6 protein-coding genes are annotated in these 14574 nt (G+C 75.2%); 2 read left to right on the top strand and 4 right to left on the bottom strand.

The features are described from left to right. Nucleotides 1-258: 258 nt before the first annotated feature. Nucleotides 259-4203 carry a type VII secretion protein EccCa gene (gene eccCa, locus ACF09K_RS13140; RefSeq protein WP_392243038.1) on the top strand — a complete coding sequence of 1315 codons (3945 nt, stop codon included), beginning with the start codon at nucleotides 259-261 and terminating at the stop codon, nucleotides 4201-4203. 374 nt (nucleotides 4204-4577) lie between these two features. On the opposite strand, the gene ACF09K_RS13135 is transcribed toward eccCa, so the two are convergent. Then, the gene (locus ACF09K_RS13135; RefSeq protein ID WP_392243036.1) at nucleotides 4578-5843 is read right to left on the bottom strand and encodes a S8 family serine peptidase; all 1266 of its coding nucleotides are present in this window, start codon (nucleotides 5841-5843) and stop codon (nucleotides 4578-4580) included. Between the two features lie 74 nt (nucleotides 5844-5917). On the opposite strand from ACF09K_RS13135, the gene ACF09K_RS13130 reads away from it, so the two are divergent. Continuing rightward, complete coding sequence (locus ACF09K_RS13130; RefSeq protein WP_392243034.1) at nucleotides 5918-9241, top strand: right-handed parallel beta-helix repeat-containing protein; 3324 nt, start codon at nucleotides 5918-5920, stop codon at nucleotides 9239-9241. A gap of 154 nt (nucleotides 9242-9395) precedes the next feature. On the opposite strand, the gene ACF09K_RS13125 is transcribed toward ACF09K_RS13130, so the two are convergent. The 3 genes from ACF09K_RS13125 to ACF09K_RS13115 form a co-directional block, all read right to left on the bottom strand. After that, nucleotides 9396-10706 carry a hypothetical protein gene (locus ACF09K_RS13125; RefSeq protein ID WP_392243033.1) on the bottom strand — a complete coding sequence of 437 codons (1311 nt, stop codon included), beginning with the start codon at nucleotides 10704-10706 and terminating at the stop codon, nucleotides 9396-9398. 63 nt (nucleotides 10707-10769) lie between these two features. Beyond that, nucleotides 10770-13919 (bottom strand): hypothetical protein, encoded by a 3150-nt coding sequence (locus tag ACF09K_RS13120; RefSeq protein WP_392243031.1) that lies wholly within the window; start codon nucleotides 13917-13919, stop codon nucleotides 10770-10772. Further along, nucleotides 13916-14572, bottom strand: a complete 657-nt coding sequence (locus ACF09K_RS13115; protein WP_392243029.1) for a type VII secretion system-associated protein — start codon at nucleotides 14570-14572, stop codon at nucleotides 13916-13918. Before ACF09K_RS13115 ends, ACF09K_RS13120 begins: the two co-directional genes overlap by 4 nt. Nucleotides 14573-14574 lie beyond the last annotated feature (2 nt).

The raw sequence follows: 14574 nt of genomic DNA, 5'->3' as shown, positions 1-14574 counted from the left end.
AAGTCGGACGGGGCATGCGCCGACGAGTTTGACCGTACGCCGGTCTTTTCGCAACACCACTCCGGGAGTTCAGCGTCACGGAACCCCACCGCAATTCTCCCGCCGCCGTCGCGCGGGACTCTGATTCTTTACGTTCTTTACGGGAAAACCCGCGACGTTCCCGCGGAGTTCCCCTGGCATTCCTTCCGAAATCATTGAGGAGGACGTTCGTTGAGCGTGATCCTGTTCCGCCGCCCGGCCCGTCGCAAAGGACCGGAAATGCCGTCGGGGGAACTGAGCCTTCAGGAGCCGCCCACGCTTCCCGAGGTCGTGCCGGACAGTTCCGCGGTGTGGACGTACCTGCCGATGGCGCTGATGTCGGTCTCCATGATGCTGATGTTCATGCGGCCGGGGATGAGCCAGAGCAGCGGCGGATTCATCTACATCGCGCTCGGTGTGATGGTGATCGCGTCGGCGGGCATGATGCTCGGTCAGGTCATGCGCCGCAACGGCGAGCGCAAGCAGCGGATGAAGGGCGAGCGCCGCGACTACCTGCGGTACCTGCGGCAGACCCGGCGCATGGTGCGGGCGTCCGTCGTGGAGCAGCAGCGCGCCCTCGCCTGGCGTCATCCCGAGCCCGACGCGCTGTCGTCGCTGGTGCGCAGCACCCGGCTGTGGGAACGCCGGGCGTCCGACGAGGACTTCGCCGAGGTGCGGATGGGCGTGGGCGACCAGCGGCTCGCGATGAAGCTGACGCCGCTGTCGACCAAGCCCGTCGAGGACCTGGAACCGCTGTCGGCGCACGCGCTGCGCAGCTTCACCCGGGCCTACTCCACCGTCAGGGACCAGCCCATCGCGATCTATCTGCGGGCCTGGTCGAAGGTGCTGTTCCGCGGCGACGAGGAGCGGATACGGGCCCAGGTCCGGGCGCTGGTCGCGCAGTTGGCGGTGTTCCACTCCCCCGACGACCTGTGGATCGCGCTGTGCGTCTCGGACGAGCGGCGCGCGGAGTGGGAGTGGGCGAAGTGGCTGCCGCACAGCCTGCACCGGCACGAGGAGGACGGCGCCGGACCGGCCCGCATGATCGCCTCGGCCTTCACCGAGCTGGAGAACCTGCTCGGCGCGGAGTTCCTGGAGCGGCCGGGCGCCGACCCCGACGCGGTGCCGGGGCGCGAGGAGCCGTACACGGTCGTCGTGATCGACGGCTGCACGGTGCCGGCGGGGCACCGCTTCGACGGGCACGGGTTCCGCAACGCGGTGGTGCTCGACGTCACCGGTGCGCTCGCCTGGAAGCCGGGGCGGACCACGCTGCGCCTGGAGGTGGGCGACGACGGTGTCGCGCTGGTGCGCACCGACCGCGACCGCAAGGAGCAGTCGACGGTGCTCGGCCGGCCCGACCGGCTGGGCACGGTGGGGGCGCTGGCGCTCGCCCGGCTGCTGGCGCCGTACCGGATGAGCGTGGGCGGCGACGACTCCAAGCCGCTCGCCGACGACGTCGAGCTGACCTCGCTGCTGAACATCCCCGATCTGCACCGGCACGACCCGGCCACGCTGTGGGAGCGGTCGACGGGCAGCGCCCGGCTGCGGGTGCCGATCGCGGTGAGCGGTGAGGGCAGGCCCGTGGAGCTGGACATCAAGGAGTCCGCGCAGGGCGGTACGGGGCCGCACGGCATGCTCATCGGCGCCACCGGCTCCGGCAAGAGCGAGCTGCTGCGCACGCTGGTGCTGGGACTGGCGCTGACCAACTCCTCCGAGACGCTGAACTTCGTCCTCGTCGACTTCAAGGGCGGCGCGACCTTCCTCGGCCTGGACGAACTGCCGCACACCTCGGCGGTCATCACCAACCTCGCCGACGAGGTGGCGCTGGTCGCCCGGATGCAGGACGCCCTGCACGGGGAGCTGATCCGGCGGCAGGAGCTGCTGCGCGCGGCCGGGAACTACACCTCCGCGCTGGAGTACGAGAAGGCGCGGCAGTCCGGGGCGCCGCTGCGGCCGCTGCCCAGCCTGTTCGTGGTGGTCGACGAGTTCAGCGAACTGCTGGCCTCGCACCGCGACTTCATGGAGCTGTTCGTGATGATCGGCCGGCTCGGTCGCAGTCTCGGGGTCCATCTGCTGCTGGCCTCGCAGCGGCTCGACGAGGGCCGCATGCACCAGCTGGAGAGCCACCTGTCGTACCGGATCGGTCTGCGGACGTTCTCCGCGATGGAGAGCCGGGGTGTGCTGGGGGTGCCGGACGCCTACGAGCTGCCCGCGCAGCCGGGTGCCGGTTTCCTCAAGAGCGGCGTCGACGCGCTCACCCGGTTCCGGGCCGCGTACGTGTCGGGGCCGTACCGGCGGCGCCGGGCCGTCGTGCAGGCGCAGGTGGCGCGTCAGGTGGTGCCGTGGACGGCGGAGTGGGTGGTGCCGCGCGCGCCCGCGGACCCGGACGCCGCGGGCGGCCCCGGCGAGCCGGAGCCGGAGCAGGAGGGCGAGGGGGACGGCGGCGGGGAGACCTTGCTGTCGGTGGCGCTCGACCGGCTGCGCGGTTCGGGCCCGCCCGCCCACCAGGTGTGGCTGCCGCCGCTGGGCCGGCCGGCCACCCTGGACCAGATCCTGCCCCCGCTGACGCCCGATCCGCGGTACGGCCTGACCACGGCGGACTGGCCGCTGCGGGGCCGCCTCACGGTGCCGGTGGGCGTCGTGGACCGCCCCTTCGACCAGCTGCGCGATCTGCTGACCGTGGACCTGTCGGCGGCCGGCGGCCACGTGGCCGTCGCCGGGGGCCCGCAGAGCGGCAAGAGCACCCTGCTGCGGACCCTCATCACCGCGCTGGCCCTCACCCACACGCCGCGCGAGGTGCAGTTCTACTGCCTGGACTTCGGCGGCGGCACGCTGGCCGCGCTCGACGGGCTGCCGCACATGAGCGGGGTCGCGGCACGGGTGGACACCGAGCGGGTGGGCCGCACGATCGCCGAGGTCACCGCACTGCTCGCGAGGCGGGAGCGGTTCTTCCTGGAGCACGGCATCGACTCCATGGCCACGTACCGCAAGCGGCGCGCGGCGGGTGAGTTCCCCGAGGAGCCGCACGGGGACGTGTTCCTCGCGATCGACGGCTGGGCCACCGTGCGCCAGGACTTCGACCGGCACATCCCCACCTTCAACGCGCTGGCCGCCCGCGGCCTCAACTACGGGGTCCACCTGCTGATCACCACGGCCCGCTGGGTGGAGCTGTCGTCCTCGGTGCGCGACCAGACCGGGACCCGGCTGGAGCTGCGGATGGGTGATCCGATGGACTCGCAGATCGACTCCCGCAAGGCGGCGACGGTCCCGCGCAGCGCGGGGCGGGGACTGACCTCGGACAAGCTGCACTACCTGTCGGCGCTGCCGCGCGTCGACGGGGTCGAGGACGCCGACGACCTCGCGGACGGGGTCGCGGGGCTGGTCGCCGCGATCGCCGAGAGCTGGGCGGGGCCCACCGCGCCGCGGGTGCGGATGCTGCCGGCGAGCCTGCCGGTCGAGGAGCTGCCGGACCCGGAGGGCGAGAACGGCCTGCGGATCGCCATCGGCCTGGACGAGAACGAACTGGCGCCGGTGTGGCACGACTTCACCGAGAACCCGCACCTGATCGTGGTGGGCGACACGGAGAGCGGCAAGACGAACCTGCTGAAGCTGGTCGCGCGGGGCATCACCGAGCGGTACACGCCGGCCGAGGCGCGGATCATGACGGTGGACTACCGGCGGGAGCTGGTGGAGAGCGTCCCCGAGGCGTACCGGCTCGGGCACGCCGTGTCCCTGGACATGCTGCGGGACCTGGTGGACGGGGCGGCCCGGGCGGTCAGGCAGCGGGTTCCGGGCGAGGACATCGCCCCGTCGCGGATGCGGCTGTGCGACTGGTGGCAGGGGCCGCGGCTGTTCATCCTGGTCGACGACTACGACATGGTGGGCGGCGGGCCGATGACACAGCCGTTCGCTCCGCTGCTGGACCACCTGGCGCTGGGGCACGAGGTGGGGCTGCACCTGGTGGTGGCACGGTCCTCGGCGGGCGCCGGGCGTGGGCTCAACGAGGCGTTGCTGCGCAGGCTGCAGGAGGTCAACACACCCGGGCTGCTGATGTCGTGTCCGCCGAGCGAGGGGTACCTCTTCGGGAGCGTGAAGGGGCGGGAGCTGATTCCGGGGCGGGCGGTCCGGATCGCCCGCCGCAAGACCCTGCAGGTGCAGACGGGGCTCGTGGGGGACGCGCGGTGACGCGTCCGGATGCGGACCGGGTGCCCGTGCGGCGGACCGCCGGGCGGTGCGGCGCGGCCCGGGATCCGCGGGACGCGCCGCGTCGGCGGGTGCCGGACGGTGCTCACGCGGCCCGGCACCGGCGGGCCGCCTCCCCCGCTCCCGGCTCCGCCCGGGCGGGGGGACCCCCTCTGGGGGAGGGACTTTCGCAACACGCCCTGGGGCGTGTTGCGAAAGTCCCGTCTGCCCGGCGGCGTCTGGCACGCACGCTCGCCGCGTTGTCGGGATCACCCCGATACAACCAGTATCGGGGCGACCCTCCGCCTTGCGATCGCACGCACCAGACGCCGCCGGGCCTGCCCTTCGGGCAGACGACGCTACTTTCGCAACACGCCCTAGGGGACCGTCGGGGGGCGCCAGTTCCTGGTGCGGCCCCGGGGGACGACCGCGGCCAGGGCCGCGAGCAGGAGGACCGTCGCCAGGCCCACGGCCGCGATCGTCAGGGAGCGGTGGTGGGGGGCGGGGTCGGTGGGGGCCGGCATCCGTGCGGGGGCGGGGGTCTGCGCGGGAGGCGTCGCGCGGTCCTGGAGCAGGGACAGCGCGGCGTACGGGTCGAGCCGGGGGATGTCCGAGGGGTAGGCGGTGTCCAGCAGCCGGCGGGCGACCTCCGCCGCCGTCAGGTCGGGGTGGTAGGCGCGGACGAGCGCGGCGGTGCCCGCGACGCCCGCCGCGGCCAGCGAGGCGCCGGAGCCGATGTAGTGGCCGGTGCCCTCGGGGCCGACGCTGACCATCGCGCTGCCGGGCGCGGACAGGTCGGGCTCGTGGGCGGGCGGCGCGTTCCGCTGCCGTACGCCGCCGGGGCCGAAGTCCACGACGGCGAGCGCGCCGGGCGCGGCGGCCGGCCAGTACGGCCCCTCGGGCATCTCGCCGTCGGGCCCCTGCTCCTCGCGGGACACGGCGTCCGGCGCGGCGGGGGCGACGACCAGTGCGTCGCGCCGGGTGGCGTGGGCGACGGCCGCGGTGAGTTCGGAGCGTCCGGCGGGCAGGGCCTGGCCGACGTAGATGACCTGTGCGCCGCGGTCCGCCGCCGTGCGGATGCCGGCGGCGACGCGTCGCGCGGAGGGGACGCCGCGGTCGTCGGTGCCGGGCAGGGCGAGGATCCGCGCCTGCGGGGCGACCCCGGTGATGCCGCTGCCCTTCTCCGGTGCGGCGGCGATCAGTCCGGCGGCGAACGTGCCGTGGCCCACGCAGTCCTCGCCCGCCCCGTCGACGGCCTCCACCCTGCCGGACAGGCTGGGGACGCCGGGGGCGACGCCGGTGTCGACCACCGCGACGGTCACCCCGGCGCCGCGGGAGATCCGCTGGGCCCGGGACAGCCCGAGCGCCGTCTGCGACCACGCCGCTCCGGTGGCCGTCCGGTCCGAGGCCCCGGTGCACGGGTTGCCCTCGCCGAGCCGGACGGGCAGCGGGGGCAGCAGTGTGGCCCCCGGATCGCCGGAGCCGGGACTCCCCGACGACGGGTCCGGGGCGGCCGGGGCGGTCGGCGCGGCCGGCCCGGCGGGGACGGCGGGGACGGCGAGGGCCGGCCCGCCCGCGACCGGCAGGGCCACGGCGATCGCCAGCACGAGACCCGCACTCCGGCCTTTCATGACATTCCGCATGAGTCGCATGATATGCACACAGGATGTACGGCGCACAACGCCAACTACCGCAGCAGCACAAGGAGGTTCGAGGCGTGGCACGTCAGATACTCACGGTCGGCCCGGAACGGTCGGACGGCTTCCAGACGATCGGTGAGGCACTGGCCCAGGCCCGTACCGGGGCGGTGATCCGGGTCCGTCCCGGCCGCTACGCCGAGAACCTCGTCATCCGGCACCGGGTGACGATCGTCGGCGAGGGCGAGCCGGGCACCGTCGAGATCTGCCCGCGGGACGGCACCGCCGTCACCCTCATGGCCGACGCCGTGATGCTCAGCGCCCTGACCCTGCGGGGCCGCGACAAGGAGGCCGCGGTCGTGGACGTGCCGGCCGGTCAGGCCGCGCTCGACGGCTGCACCGTGACCGGTGCGGGGTGGACGGCGCTGCTGGTGCGCGGCAAGGGTTCGCTCGCCGCCCGCGGCTGCCGGATCGGCAACCCCGGCGGCGCCGGGCTCGTCGACTCCTCGGAGAGCGAAAGCATCGTCGAGGACTGCGTGTTCGAGAACTTCGGCACCTCCGCGGTGGTCATCGGCGAGACCGCCGGGCCGCTCGTCCGCGACTGCCGCATCCGGGGCGCGCGGGCCAACGGCGTCCTGGCGAGCGGCGAGTCCCGGGGCATCGTGGAGGGCTGTGACATCTCCGGCACCGACAAGCCGGCCATCGCCCTGGAGGGCCACAGCTCGACCCGGGTGCTGCGGTGCGTCGTGCACCACACCTCGGTGGGCCTGCTCGTGACCAGCATGTCCCGCCCGGAGATCGAGGAGACGTCGTTCGAGTCCCTCGCGCAGAGCGCGATCGTGATCTCCGGCGGGGCCGACCCGATGCTGCGCGGGTGTGTCACCCGGCGCACCAAGAAGAGCGGACTGCTCGTCCTGGACCGCTCGCGCGGAACCCTGGAGGACTGCTCGTTCCACGGTTCCACCGAGGCCGCCGTGCGGGTCGTCGAGGGCAGCGCCCCGCTGCTGCGGGACACCGTGGTGAGCGACTGCGCCGACACCGCCGGGGCGGTGCAGCTCTGGGACGACTCCACGGCCGAGTTCGAACGCCTGGAGGTCCTGGACGCGGCCGGCGTCGGCATCTCGGTGCGCTCCGCCGCCAACCCCCTGCTGCGCCGCGCCCGGGTCACCGGCGCGGGCGGCCACGGCGTCGAGTTCACCGACGACGGCCGCGGCCGGCTCGAGCACTGCGAGGTCGAGTCCGCCGGCGGCTGCGCGCTGAGCATCGACGACGACTCCGAGCCCGAGATCAGCGACACCGTGCTGCGCTCCGCCGCCCGCTCGGGCGTCCTCGTCGGCGAACGCGGCCGGGGCACCCTGCGGGACTGCGAGATCGGCGACAGCGCCGACGCCGGGGTCGGGGTGCGGGACGGCGCGGAGATCACCCTGGAGCGGGTCCGGGTGCACGGTTCGAGGGCCCACGGCGTGCAGGTGTCGCGCGGCGGCCGGGCCGTCCTCGACGCCTGTGAGATCAGCGGGAGCACGGGCGACGGCGTACGGGTCGACAGCGCCGAGCCGGTCGACGTCACCCGGTGCGTCGTACGCGACAACCGCGGTGCGGGACTGCGCCAGGGCCGCGCGAGCGAGCGGCTCACGGTCGAGCTGCTGACCAGCGCGGACAACGGCGTGCCGGACAGCTGGGGCGAGTCGGCCGGGACGACCGGCGAGGACGGCGCCCCGGGCGGGCCCGACAAGGAGCCGGAGCCCGAGGGCCCGCTGGCCGAACTGGAGGCGCTCGTCGGCCTGGAGAACGTCAAGCACCAGGTGAACACGCTGGTCAACCTGAACCAGCTCGCGGAGCGCCGGCGCCGGCTCGGCATGCCGGTCCCGTCGATGAGCCGGCACCTGATCTTCGCGGGGCCGCCCGGCACCGGCAAGACCACCGTCGCCCGCCTCTACGGCAGCATCCTGGCGGACCTGGGCGTGCTCAGGAGCGGGCACCTGGTCGAGGTCGCCCGCGCCGACCTGGTCGCGCAGGTCATCGGCGGTACGGCCATCAAGACCACCGAGGCCTTCAACAGCGCGCTGGGCGGCGTGCTGTTCATCGACGAGGCCTACACCCTCACCGTCGAGGGAACGTCCAACGACTTCGGCCGCGAGGCCGTCGACACCCTGCTGAAGCTGATGGAGGACCACCGCGACGACGTGGTCGTGGTGGCGGCCGGCTACTCCGAGCAGATGGAGTCGTTCCTCACCGCCAACCCGGGCCTCGCCTCCCGCTTCACCCGCACCGTCGAGTTCGGCAACTACGCGGTGGACGAACTGGTGACGATCACCGAGAGCCTCTGCCGGCGGCACCAGTTCGAGCTCGGGCCGCTGACCCGGGAGGCCCTCGCCGTGCGCTTCGAGCGGATGACGCGCGACGCGACGTTCGGCAACGGCCGCGCGGCCCGCGCCGTGTTCGAGGACATGGTGGACCGGCAGGCGTTCCGCCTCGCGGCCATGACCGACCCGGCGGAGAACGACCTGACCCTGCTGCTGCCGCTGGACGTGGGCGACGCGGAGGCCGCGGCCGTCGGCGGCACGGCACAGGACGCCGGCGACGCGTCCGACCCGATGGCCGAACTCACCGCCATGGTGGGTCTCGGCGCCGTGAAGCGGGAGGTCGCCGACCTGGTCAGTCTGCTGACCAACGCACGCCAGCGCGTCGCGGCGGGGCTGCCCGCCCCCCGGATCAGCAACCACCTGGTCTTCAGCGGGCCGCCCGGCACCGGCAAGACCACGGTCGCACGGCTGTACGCGAAGCTCCTGCACTCGCTGGGAGTGCTCCCCCGCGACTCCCTGGTGGAGGTGGCGCGGGCGGACCTGGTGGGCCAGTACGTCGGCCACACCGCCCAGCGCACCAAGGACGTCTTCACCAGCGCGCTGGGCGGGGTGCTGTTCGTCGACGAGGCCTACACCCTGACCCCCGAGGGCTCGTCCAACGACTTCGGCCGCGAGGCCGTCGACACCCTGCTGAAGCTGATGGAGGACCACCGCGACGAGATCGTGGTCGTCGTCGCCGGGTACACCGAGGAGATGGAGCGCTTCCTGGCCTCCAACCCCGGTCTGACGTCGCGGTTCTCCAAGTTCGTCCGGTTCGAGGACTACAGCACGGACGAACTGGTCACCATCGTCTCCCGGCACGCCGCCGCCTCCGGGTACGAGTGCCCCGACGCCACCCTCGCGGTGCTGCGCGCTCATGTGGACGCCCTCCCGCGCGACCGGTCCTTCGGCAACGCGCGGCTCGCCCGGCAGTTGCTGGAGACGATGATGACGAGCCAGGCCCGCCGGCTGGGCGGGCTGAGTTCGCCCAGTCTCACCGACCTCACCACGCTGCTGCCGGAGGACCTGCCGCAGGCGCGACGGCGGGAGGCCACCCTGTGACCCGCTGAGCGGCTTGTCGATCGGCTTGTCGAGTGCCTGTCGATCGGCCTGTCGATCGGCCTGTCGATCGGCCTGTCGAAGGCGAACGCCCGCCGGTTCGGCACCGGCGGGCGTTCGCTGCGCTGTCGCGCCACTCATACGGTGGACGCGTCCCTCACACGGTGAACCTGACGGCCTCCAGCCAGAACTGCGGCTCCGTCGACCCGCCGAAGATCCAGCCCTCGGACTTCTCGCACGCCAGGCCGCCCCAGTCGTGCCCGCCGAGCTTGTGGTTCTGGCAGACGTTGCCCGCATCGACACCGATGGTGAAGCCGCTCAGGCTGGGCGCGTTCGAGGCGGCGCTCCCCAGGACCAGGTCCGTCCCGTCGGCCGCACCGGACCACGCGGTCGTCCAGCCGTCCTTCTGGATGAACTCGTTGCCGTTCACCCTCTTCGCTTCGGCCACCGCGACGTTGATGGCCGTGACGGGCCGCCCCTTGCCCTCCTGGCCCGCGGTGGCCCCGTCGCACACGGGGGCCGTCCAGCCGGCGCCCTTCACGTGGACCCGGTAGCAGATGTGCCGGCCGGGGTTCGAGGCGGCCAGCCGCTGAACGGCGTAGGCGGCGGTGTTCGGCGGGAGCTTGGGCGGCTCGTACTCCTTCACCTTCGCCCGGGCCTCCGCCTTCTTCGGCGCCTCGGCCGGCTTGCTCGCCGGCGGTGCCGAACTCGGCACCGGGTCGGCCTTCTCGACGACGGGGCTCGGCTTGGCGGACGGCTTCTCGGTCGACGGCTCCGGGGTCGGCTGCGCGGGGGCGTAGTCGCCCTTCGGCACCTCCGGGGGCTCCTCCTCGAGCAGGGTGTCGGACCCCACGGCCACCGCCACGTCGTCCTTCTTCTGCCGCGATTCGTCCGTGGCCCAGATCAGCAGCGGCACCGCGAGGAGGACGACGCCCGCGATGCCGGCGGCGGCGAGCAGGGGCTTCTTCGGTTTCCCGGACGGCGGTTCGTCCGCACCGGCTCCGGCCGCCGCGGTTCCGGCCGCCGCGGTTCCGGTGGCCCTGCGGGCCTCGGCGTCCGGGACGGCAGCGGTCGGCTCGGCGGCGCTCTCGCTCTCCGTCTCCGGCCGCTCTTGCGCGGCGGACGCGGGGGCCGTCGCGGCCGTCGCCGTTGTCGCGGCCGTCGCGGCCGTCGCAGCCGTCGCAGCCGTCGCAGCCGTCGCAGCCGGTTTCCCGGTGGTGCCGGTGGTGGCGGGCGGCTCGGGAGCGGCCTCGATCTCGGCGGTGTCCGGGGTCTCCGGGGCCGGCCGTGCGGTCCCCGCTCCCCCGGTGCCGCCCTCGGCCGGCTCCGGCGCGGGCGTGCGCCGTGCGGCCGGTGCCAGCATCGCGCCGGGGTCGGCCGCCGACCCGAGGGAGACGGCCCTGCGGACGGACGAACCGCCCGTGCCGTCGGGCCCGTGGGGGACGGGCGGCTTCTTCTGACGTGCCATCGTTCTCCTCGATCTGTGTGGACTGTGGCGTGACGGGTGGTCGTACGGTGCGCTCGCCGCGCGCTATCCCTCCTGGCCCACGGGCCCGGAACAGCGTTCCGGCCACTGCGGGTCGTCGCCGGCGCGGAAGCCCTTGGCCAGCGCCTCCTCGAGGTACGCGAGGGCCTTGAGGTCCAGCCCGCTCAGTTCCTCCGACCCGTCCATGTAGGCGGTGGCGTTCCCGGGGAGCTCACGCAGCAGGACGACGGAGGGGCCCGCGGGCACGGTCCGTACCCCCAGCACCCGGAAGCCGGTCCCCGGCACGAAGACGATCTCCTCGTACGTCTCCGTGGAACCGCCCGGCCGGTCGAGCAGTTGGCGCACCTTGCGTCCGGTGACGGACCAGATCGCGTAGCGCCCGGGGGCTCCGGCCGGGAGCGCCGACGATCCCGCCAGGGCGCTGACCGGCGCCGGGTCGTGCAGCAGCGTGCCGACCGCGGGTTCGGGGCCGTCGGCTTCCCCGCCGCGCAGGGCCACGCCCCGGTAGGAGGGCAGCCTGCGCAGAGCGGACGCCAGACAGCCGGCGTAGGGCAGCAGACGCCCCTCGCCGGTGTGCAGGTCCCGGACCAACTCGCGGTGGTGCAGCGGTCCTTCCTCGGCGGTGAGGTAGGCGTGCGCGGCGATGAGGTCGGTCCGGGCCGCCTCCAGTTCGTGCCCGCGCAGCGCGGGCATCCGGGTGAGCACCCGGGACACCGCGGCGGCGTGCACTTCCCAGGCACCGGCCGCGGCATCCCGGAACGCGGTGCGCTCCGCGGCACCGCTGACGTGCCCGGGCACGAACGGGAGGGCGGCACGGTGCGGGGCGGGCGCTTCGCCGGCCCGCCCCCGCGGTCCCCTCCCCGCCTCGGCACGCCCGGCCCGGCCGCCTTCCGGCTCCGGAGCGTCTCCCCGGCGGGCATCGTGTCCCGCACCGCCGACTCCGCCGTCGCCCTGTTCGGCACCGCCTCGTTCGCCGACGCCGTCCCGTTCGCCGCCGTCGTCCCGTTCGCCGCCGTCGTCCCGTTCGCCGCCGTCGCGCCGTTGGGCACCGGCTCCGGTGCGCGCCCCGGCCGGGGAGGTGGCCGTCGGCCGGACCCGCGCGGCTCCCGGACCGGCCGCGGCGTCCGGCGGCGCAACGGGCACGGAGGCCCTCTGCCCGCCGCCGGCACCCGCCCCGGTCTCCGGCAAAGTCTCCGGCGACGTCCCGGGCGGAGTCTCCGGCGACGCGGCAGGCGCGGCCTCCTCTGCGGGCCGCCCCTGCGGACGGGGCTCCGAGGACGCGGTGGGCACGACCACCCCGGGCCCCACTTCCCGGGGCACGACCACCCCGGGCCCCGCTCCCCCAGGCACGTCCGCCTCCGAAGGGAAGTCCGGAGGAGACACCGGAGGGGGGTCCGGCGTCGGAACCGGCCCGCCCGCCCGGAGGGACACCGGCGGGACGGGTCCCCCGGCACCGGCGGCCGGACGGCCGGGAGCGCCCTCGTCCGCCCGGGGATCCTGGGGCGCGACGGGTTCGGCGACCGGAGGCCCACCGACGGCACCGCCCGCTTCGGCGGCCCCGCCGTCCCGGAGGACATCGGGGCGCGCCCCGGGCGCGGGCGCCGGCCGCCCGTGGGCGGCGGCCGGCGGGGCGGCTGCCGTACCGGGCCCGTGGAGCACCGCTCCGGGCGGCGGGACCCGGCCGGGCCGCGCGGTCGCGCCCGGCCGGCCGGCCGCCGTGCCGGGGTGCGGGGGCCGGCCGGTGACGTAGCGGATGGCCGGTACGCCGTGTTCGGCGGCCAGGCGGCGCAGGGGGCCGTCGCCCGCCAGGAGTCTGCCGCGGACCAGCAGGGTGGTGCGGGACCGGACGTCGGTCCCGAGGCCGTCCAGGAGGCGGGACAGCGCGGGCAGCAGGGAGTCGTCCAACGGCTGCCCCGGCATGCCCAGTTCGACGGCGCACGTCTCCGGGTCGACGGCCGGTCCGAGCGGCCCGGGACGGGGGCCGTCCGGTGCCCACAGGGCGAGTCCGGCCCGGGTCACCGTGGCCTGCCAGCGGTCCGTCAGCCGTACCGTCCCCCGTTCGCCGCCGCCGAGGATCCAGTCGGGCGGGTGGAGCTCCGTCGGCCTGGGCACGGGAGCCCGCCCCTTCGCGTCGACCGGTCCGCAGACCACGGACGACACGAACGGCCGCCAGCTCGGCCTGCCGTCCAGCCCGACCAGGGTGGGCCGGGGAGGCGTTCCGGGCGGGGCGTGGTCGTCGAGCAGGGGCAGGCCGGTGAGTACCTCCACCTCGGTGCCCAGCAGGTCGGCGACCGACTGGCCGAGCCGCAGCAGGTCGCGCCGGCCGCCGGGCGCGAGCCGGGTACGGGCGCGCTGTGCCGGTGACAGCCCGGCGAGGACGGCGGCGACCTCGTCGGCGGCGACGTCCTCCGCCTGCGGGGCACCGACCAGTACCGTCAGGCGGTCGAAGTCGACGGGCACGGAGAAGCACAGGTCGTCGGGGGCCGGACCGGGTGCCTCGGCCGGGCGGATCACCACGCCCGCCGGGACGCGGTCCACGACACAGCCGCCGGCCGTGCGCTCGGGCACCGCGCCCAGCGCCTCCTCCCAGGCGGGCGCCGGGGCACGCCGGCCCAGCTTCCGGGGTTCCGCGCCGGGCGCGAACCTCCACCAGCCGCACCCGGGGCGGGAGTCGCCGTGGACGAAGAGGACGCCCCCGGGCGTGATCAGGACGGCCCCGTCCGGAGCCGTCACCTCCAGCTCCCAGGCGTCGGCGATCCGGCGGGCGACGCAGGGCCGCTCCGGCCGGTCGTCACCGGCGCCGGACATGACGAGCCGGATCCGGTCGGTGCCCCGTGCGCGGAGGGAGTCCAGCAGCGCGCCCAGCCGTGCCCAGTGGTCGGCGTCGGGCGCCCCGCCCCCGGCGGCGGAGCCCACGATCACCGTGACGACGTCCGCCTCCCTGCCGACGGCGCCCGCCACTTCGGCCACCACGTCCAGGGGGAACGAGTCGTCGTCGACCGAGCGCACGAGCAGCACGCCGTCGACGTCCTCGACGGGCGGGCCGCCGGCGCCCCGGTTTCCGGCGCCCCCGCTTCCGGCGCCCCCGCTTCCGGCGCCGTTCGCGCCGCCGGCCGGGAGCGCCGTGCCGCGGCGGCCCGCGCCGGAGCCCGGCCTGCGTCCCCGGCCCGGCATCACGGAGGACCAGCGGCTCACGCGTCCGCCCCCCGGACCGGGTGGACGGCCTCGGTCAGCACCCGCGCGGTGCGGCGCGCGGGCGCGGCGGGGGTCCGTTCCCCCGCGCCGTCCCGGGCCGCGTCGCGCACGGCGTCGGGGTCCAGCAGCATGCTCACCGCGGCCGGGGGGTTCAGGTACAGCACGTGCCCCTCGGGAAGGCGCGTCAGGAGGTCGTCCACGCCGAGCAGTTCGAAGGCGAAGCGGCCCGCGGTGTGCAGGAACACCGCCGAGGTGAACACCGGCACCACCGGCGTCCCGTCCGGCGCCGCAGCACCGAGCGGGCCGCCGGCCGGTGCCGTCAGCACGGCCACCTCGCGCCCCACCAGTGCGGCCGGCACCGCCTCGCCGGGCCCGTATCCGGTCGACGCGAGCTGGACGGCGCGGTCCACCTCGTCCTGCGGTTCGGGCCAGCCGAGCGCACGCGGGGACGGCCGGTACGCCGGGTTGTCCTCCCACTCGACGATCTCGCCGTCGAGGCCGGACCGCCACCGGCCGGTCATGGCCCACTCCGGGGGCTTCCCCGCTCCGGACCACATCGGGTCGACCACCCCCAGCCAGTGGTCCGGGGCGAGGCGGCCCGCCTCACGGATGTCGTCCGGAACGGGCGGAAGCGCCTCGTCCTGCTGGCTCATCA

It is taken from the genome of Streptomyces sp. NPDC014882, assembly GCF_043081325.1.
Classification (GTDB): Bacteria; Actinomycetota; Actinomycetes; order Streptomycetales; family Streptomycetaceae; genus Streptomyces.
The sequence above is the reverse complement of the archived record's forward strand: the minus strand, read 5'-3'. Positions and strand labels throughout refer to the sequence as shown.

Excerpts from the sequence above, each read along its gene's own strand:
- eccCa (WP_392243038.1), top strand. The coding sequence starts at position 259 with ATGCCGTCGGGGGAACTGAGCCTTCAGGAGCCGCCCACGCTTCCCGAG.
- ACF09K_RS13135 (WP_392243036.1), bottom strand. The coding sequence starts at position 5,843 with ATGCGGAATGTCATGAAAGGCCGGAGTGCGGGTCTCGTGCTGGCGATC.
- ACF09K_RS13125 (WP_392243033.1), bottom strand. The coding sequence starts at position 10,706 with ATGGCACGTCAGAAGAAGCCGCCCGTCCCCCACGGGCCCGACGGCACG.
- ACF09K_RS13115 (WP_392243029.1), bottom strand. The coding sequence starts at position 14,572 with ATGAGCCAGCAGGACGAGGCGCTTCCGCCCGTTCCGGACGACATCCGT.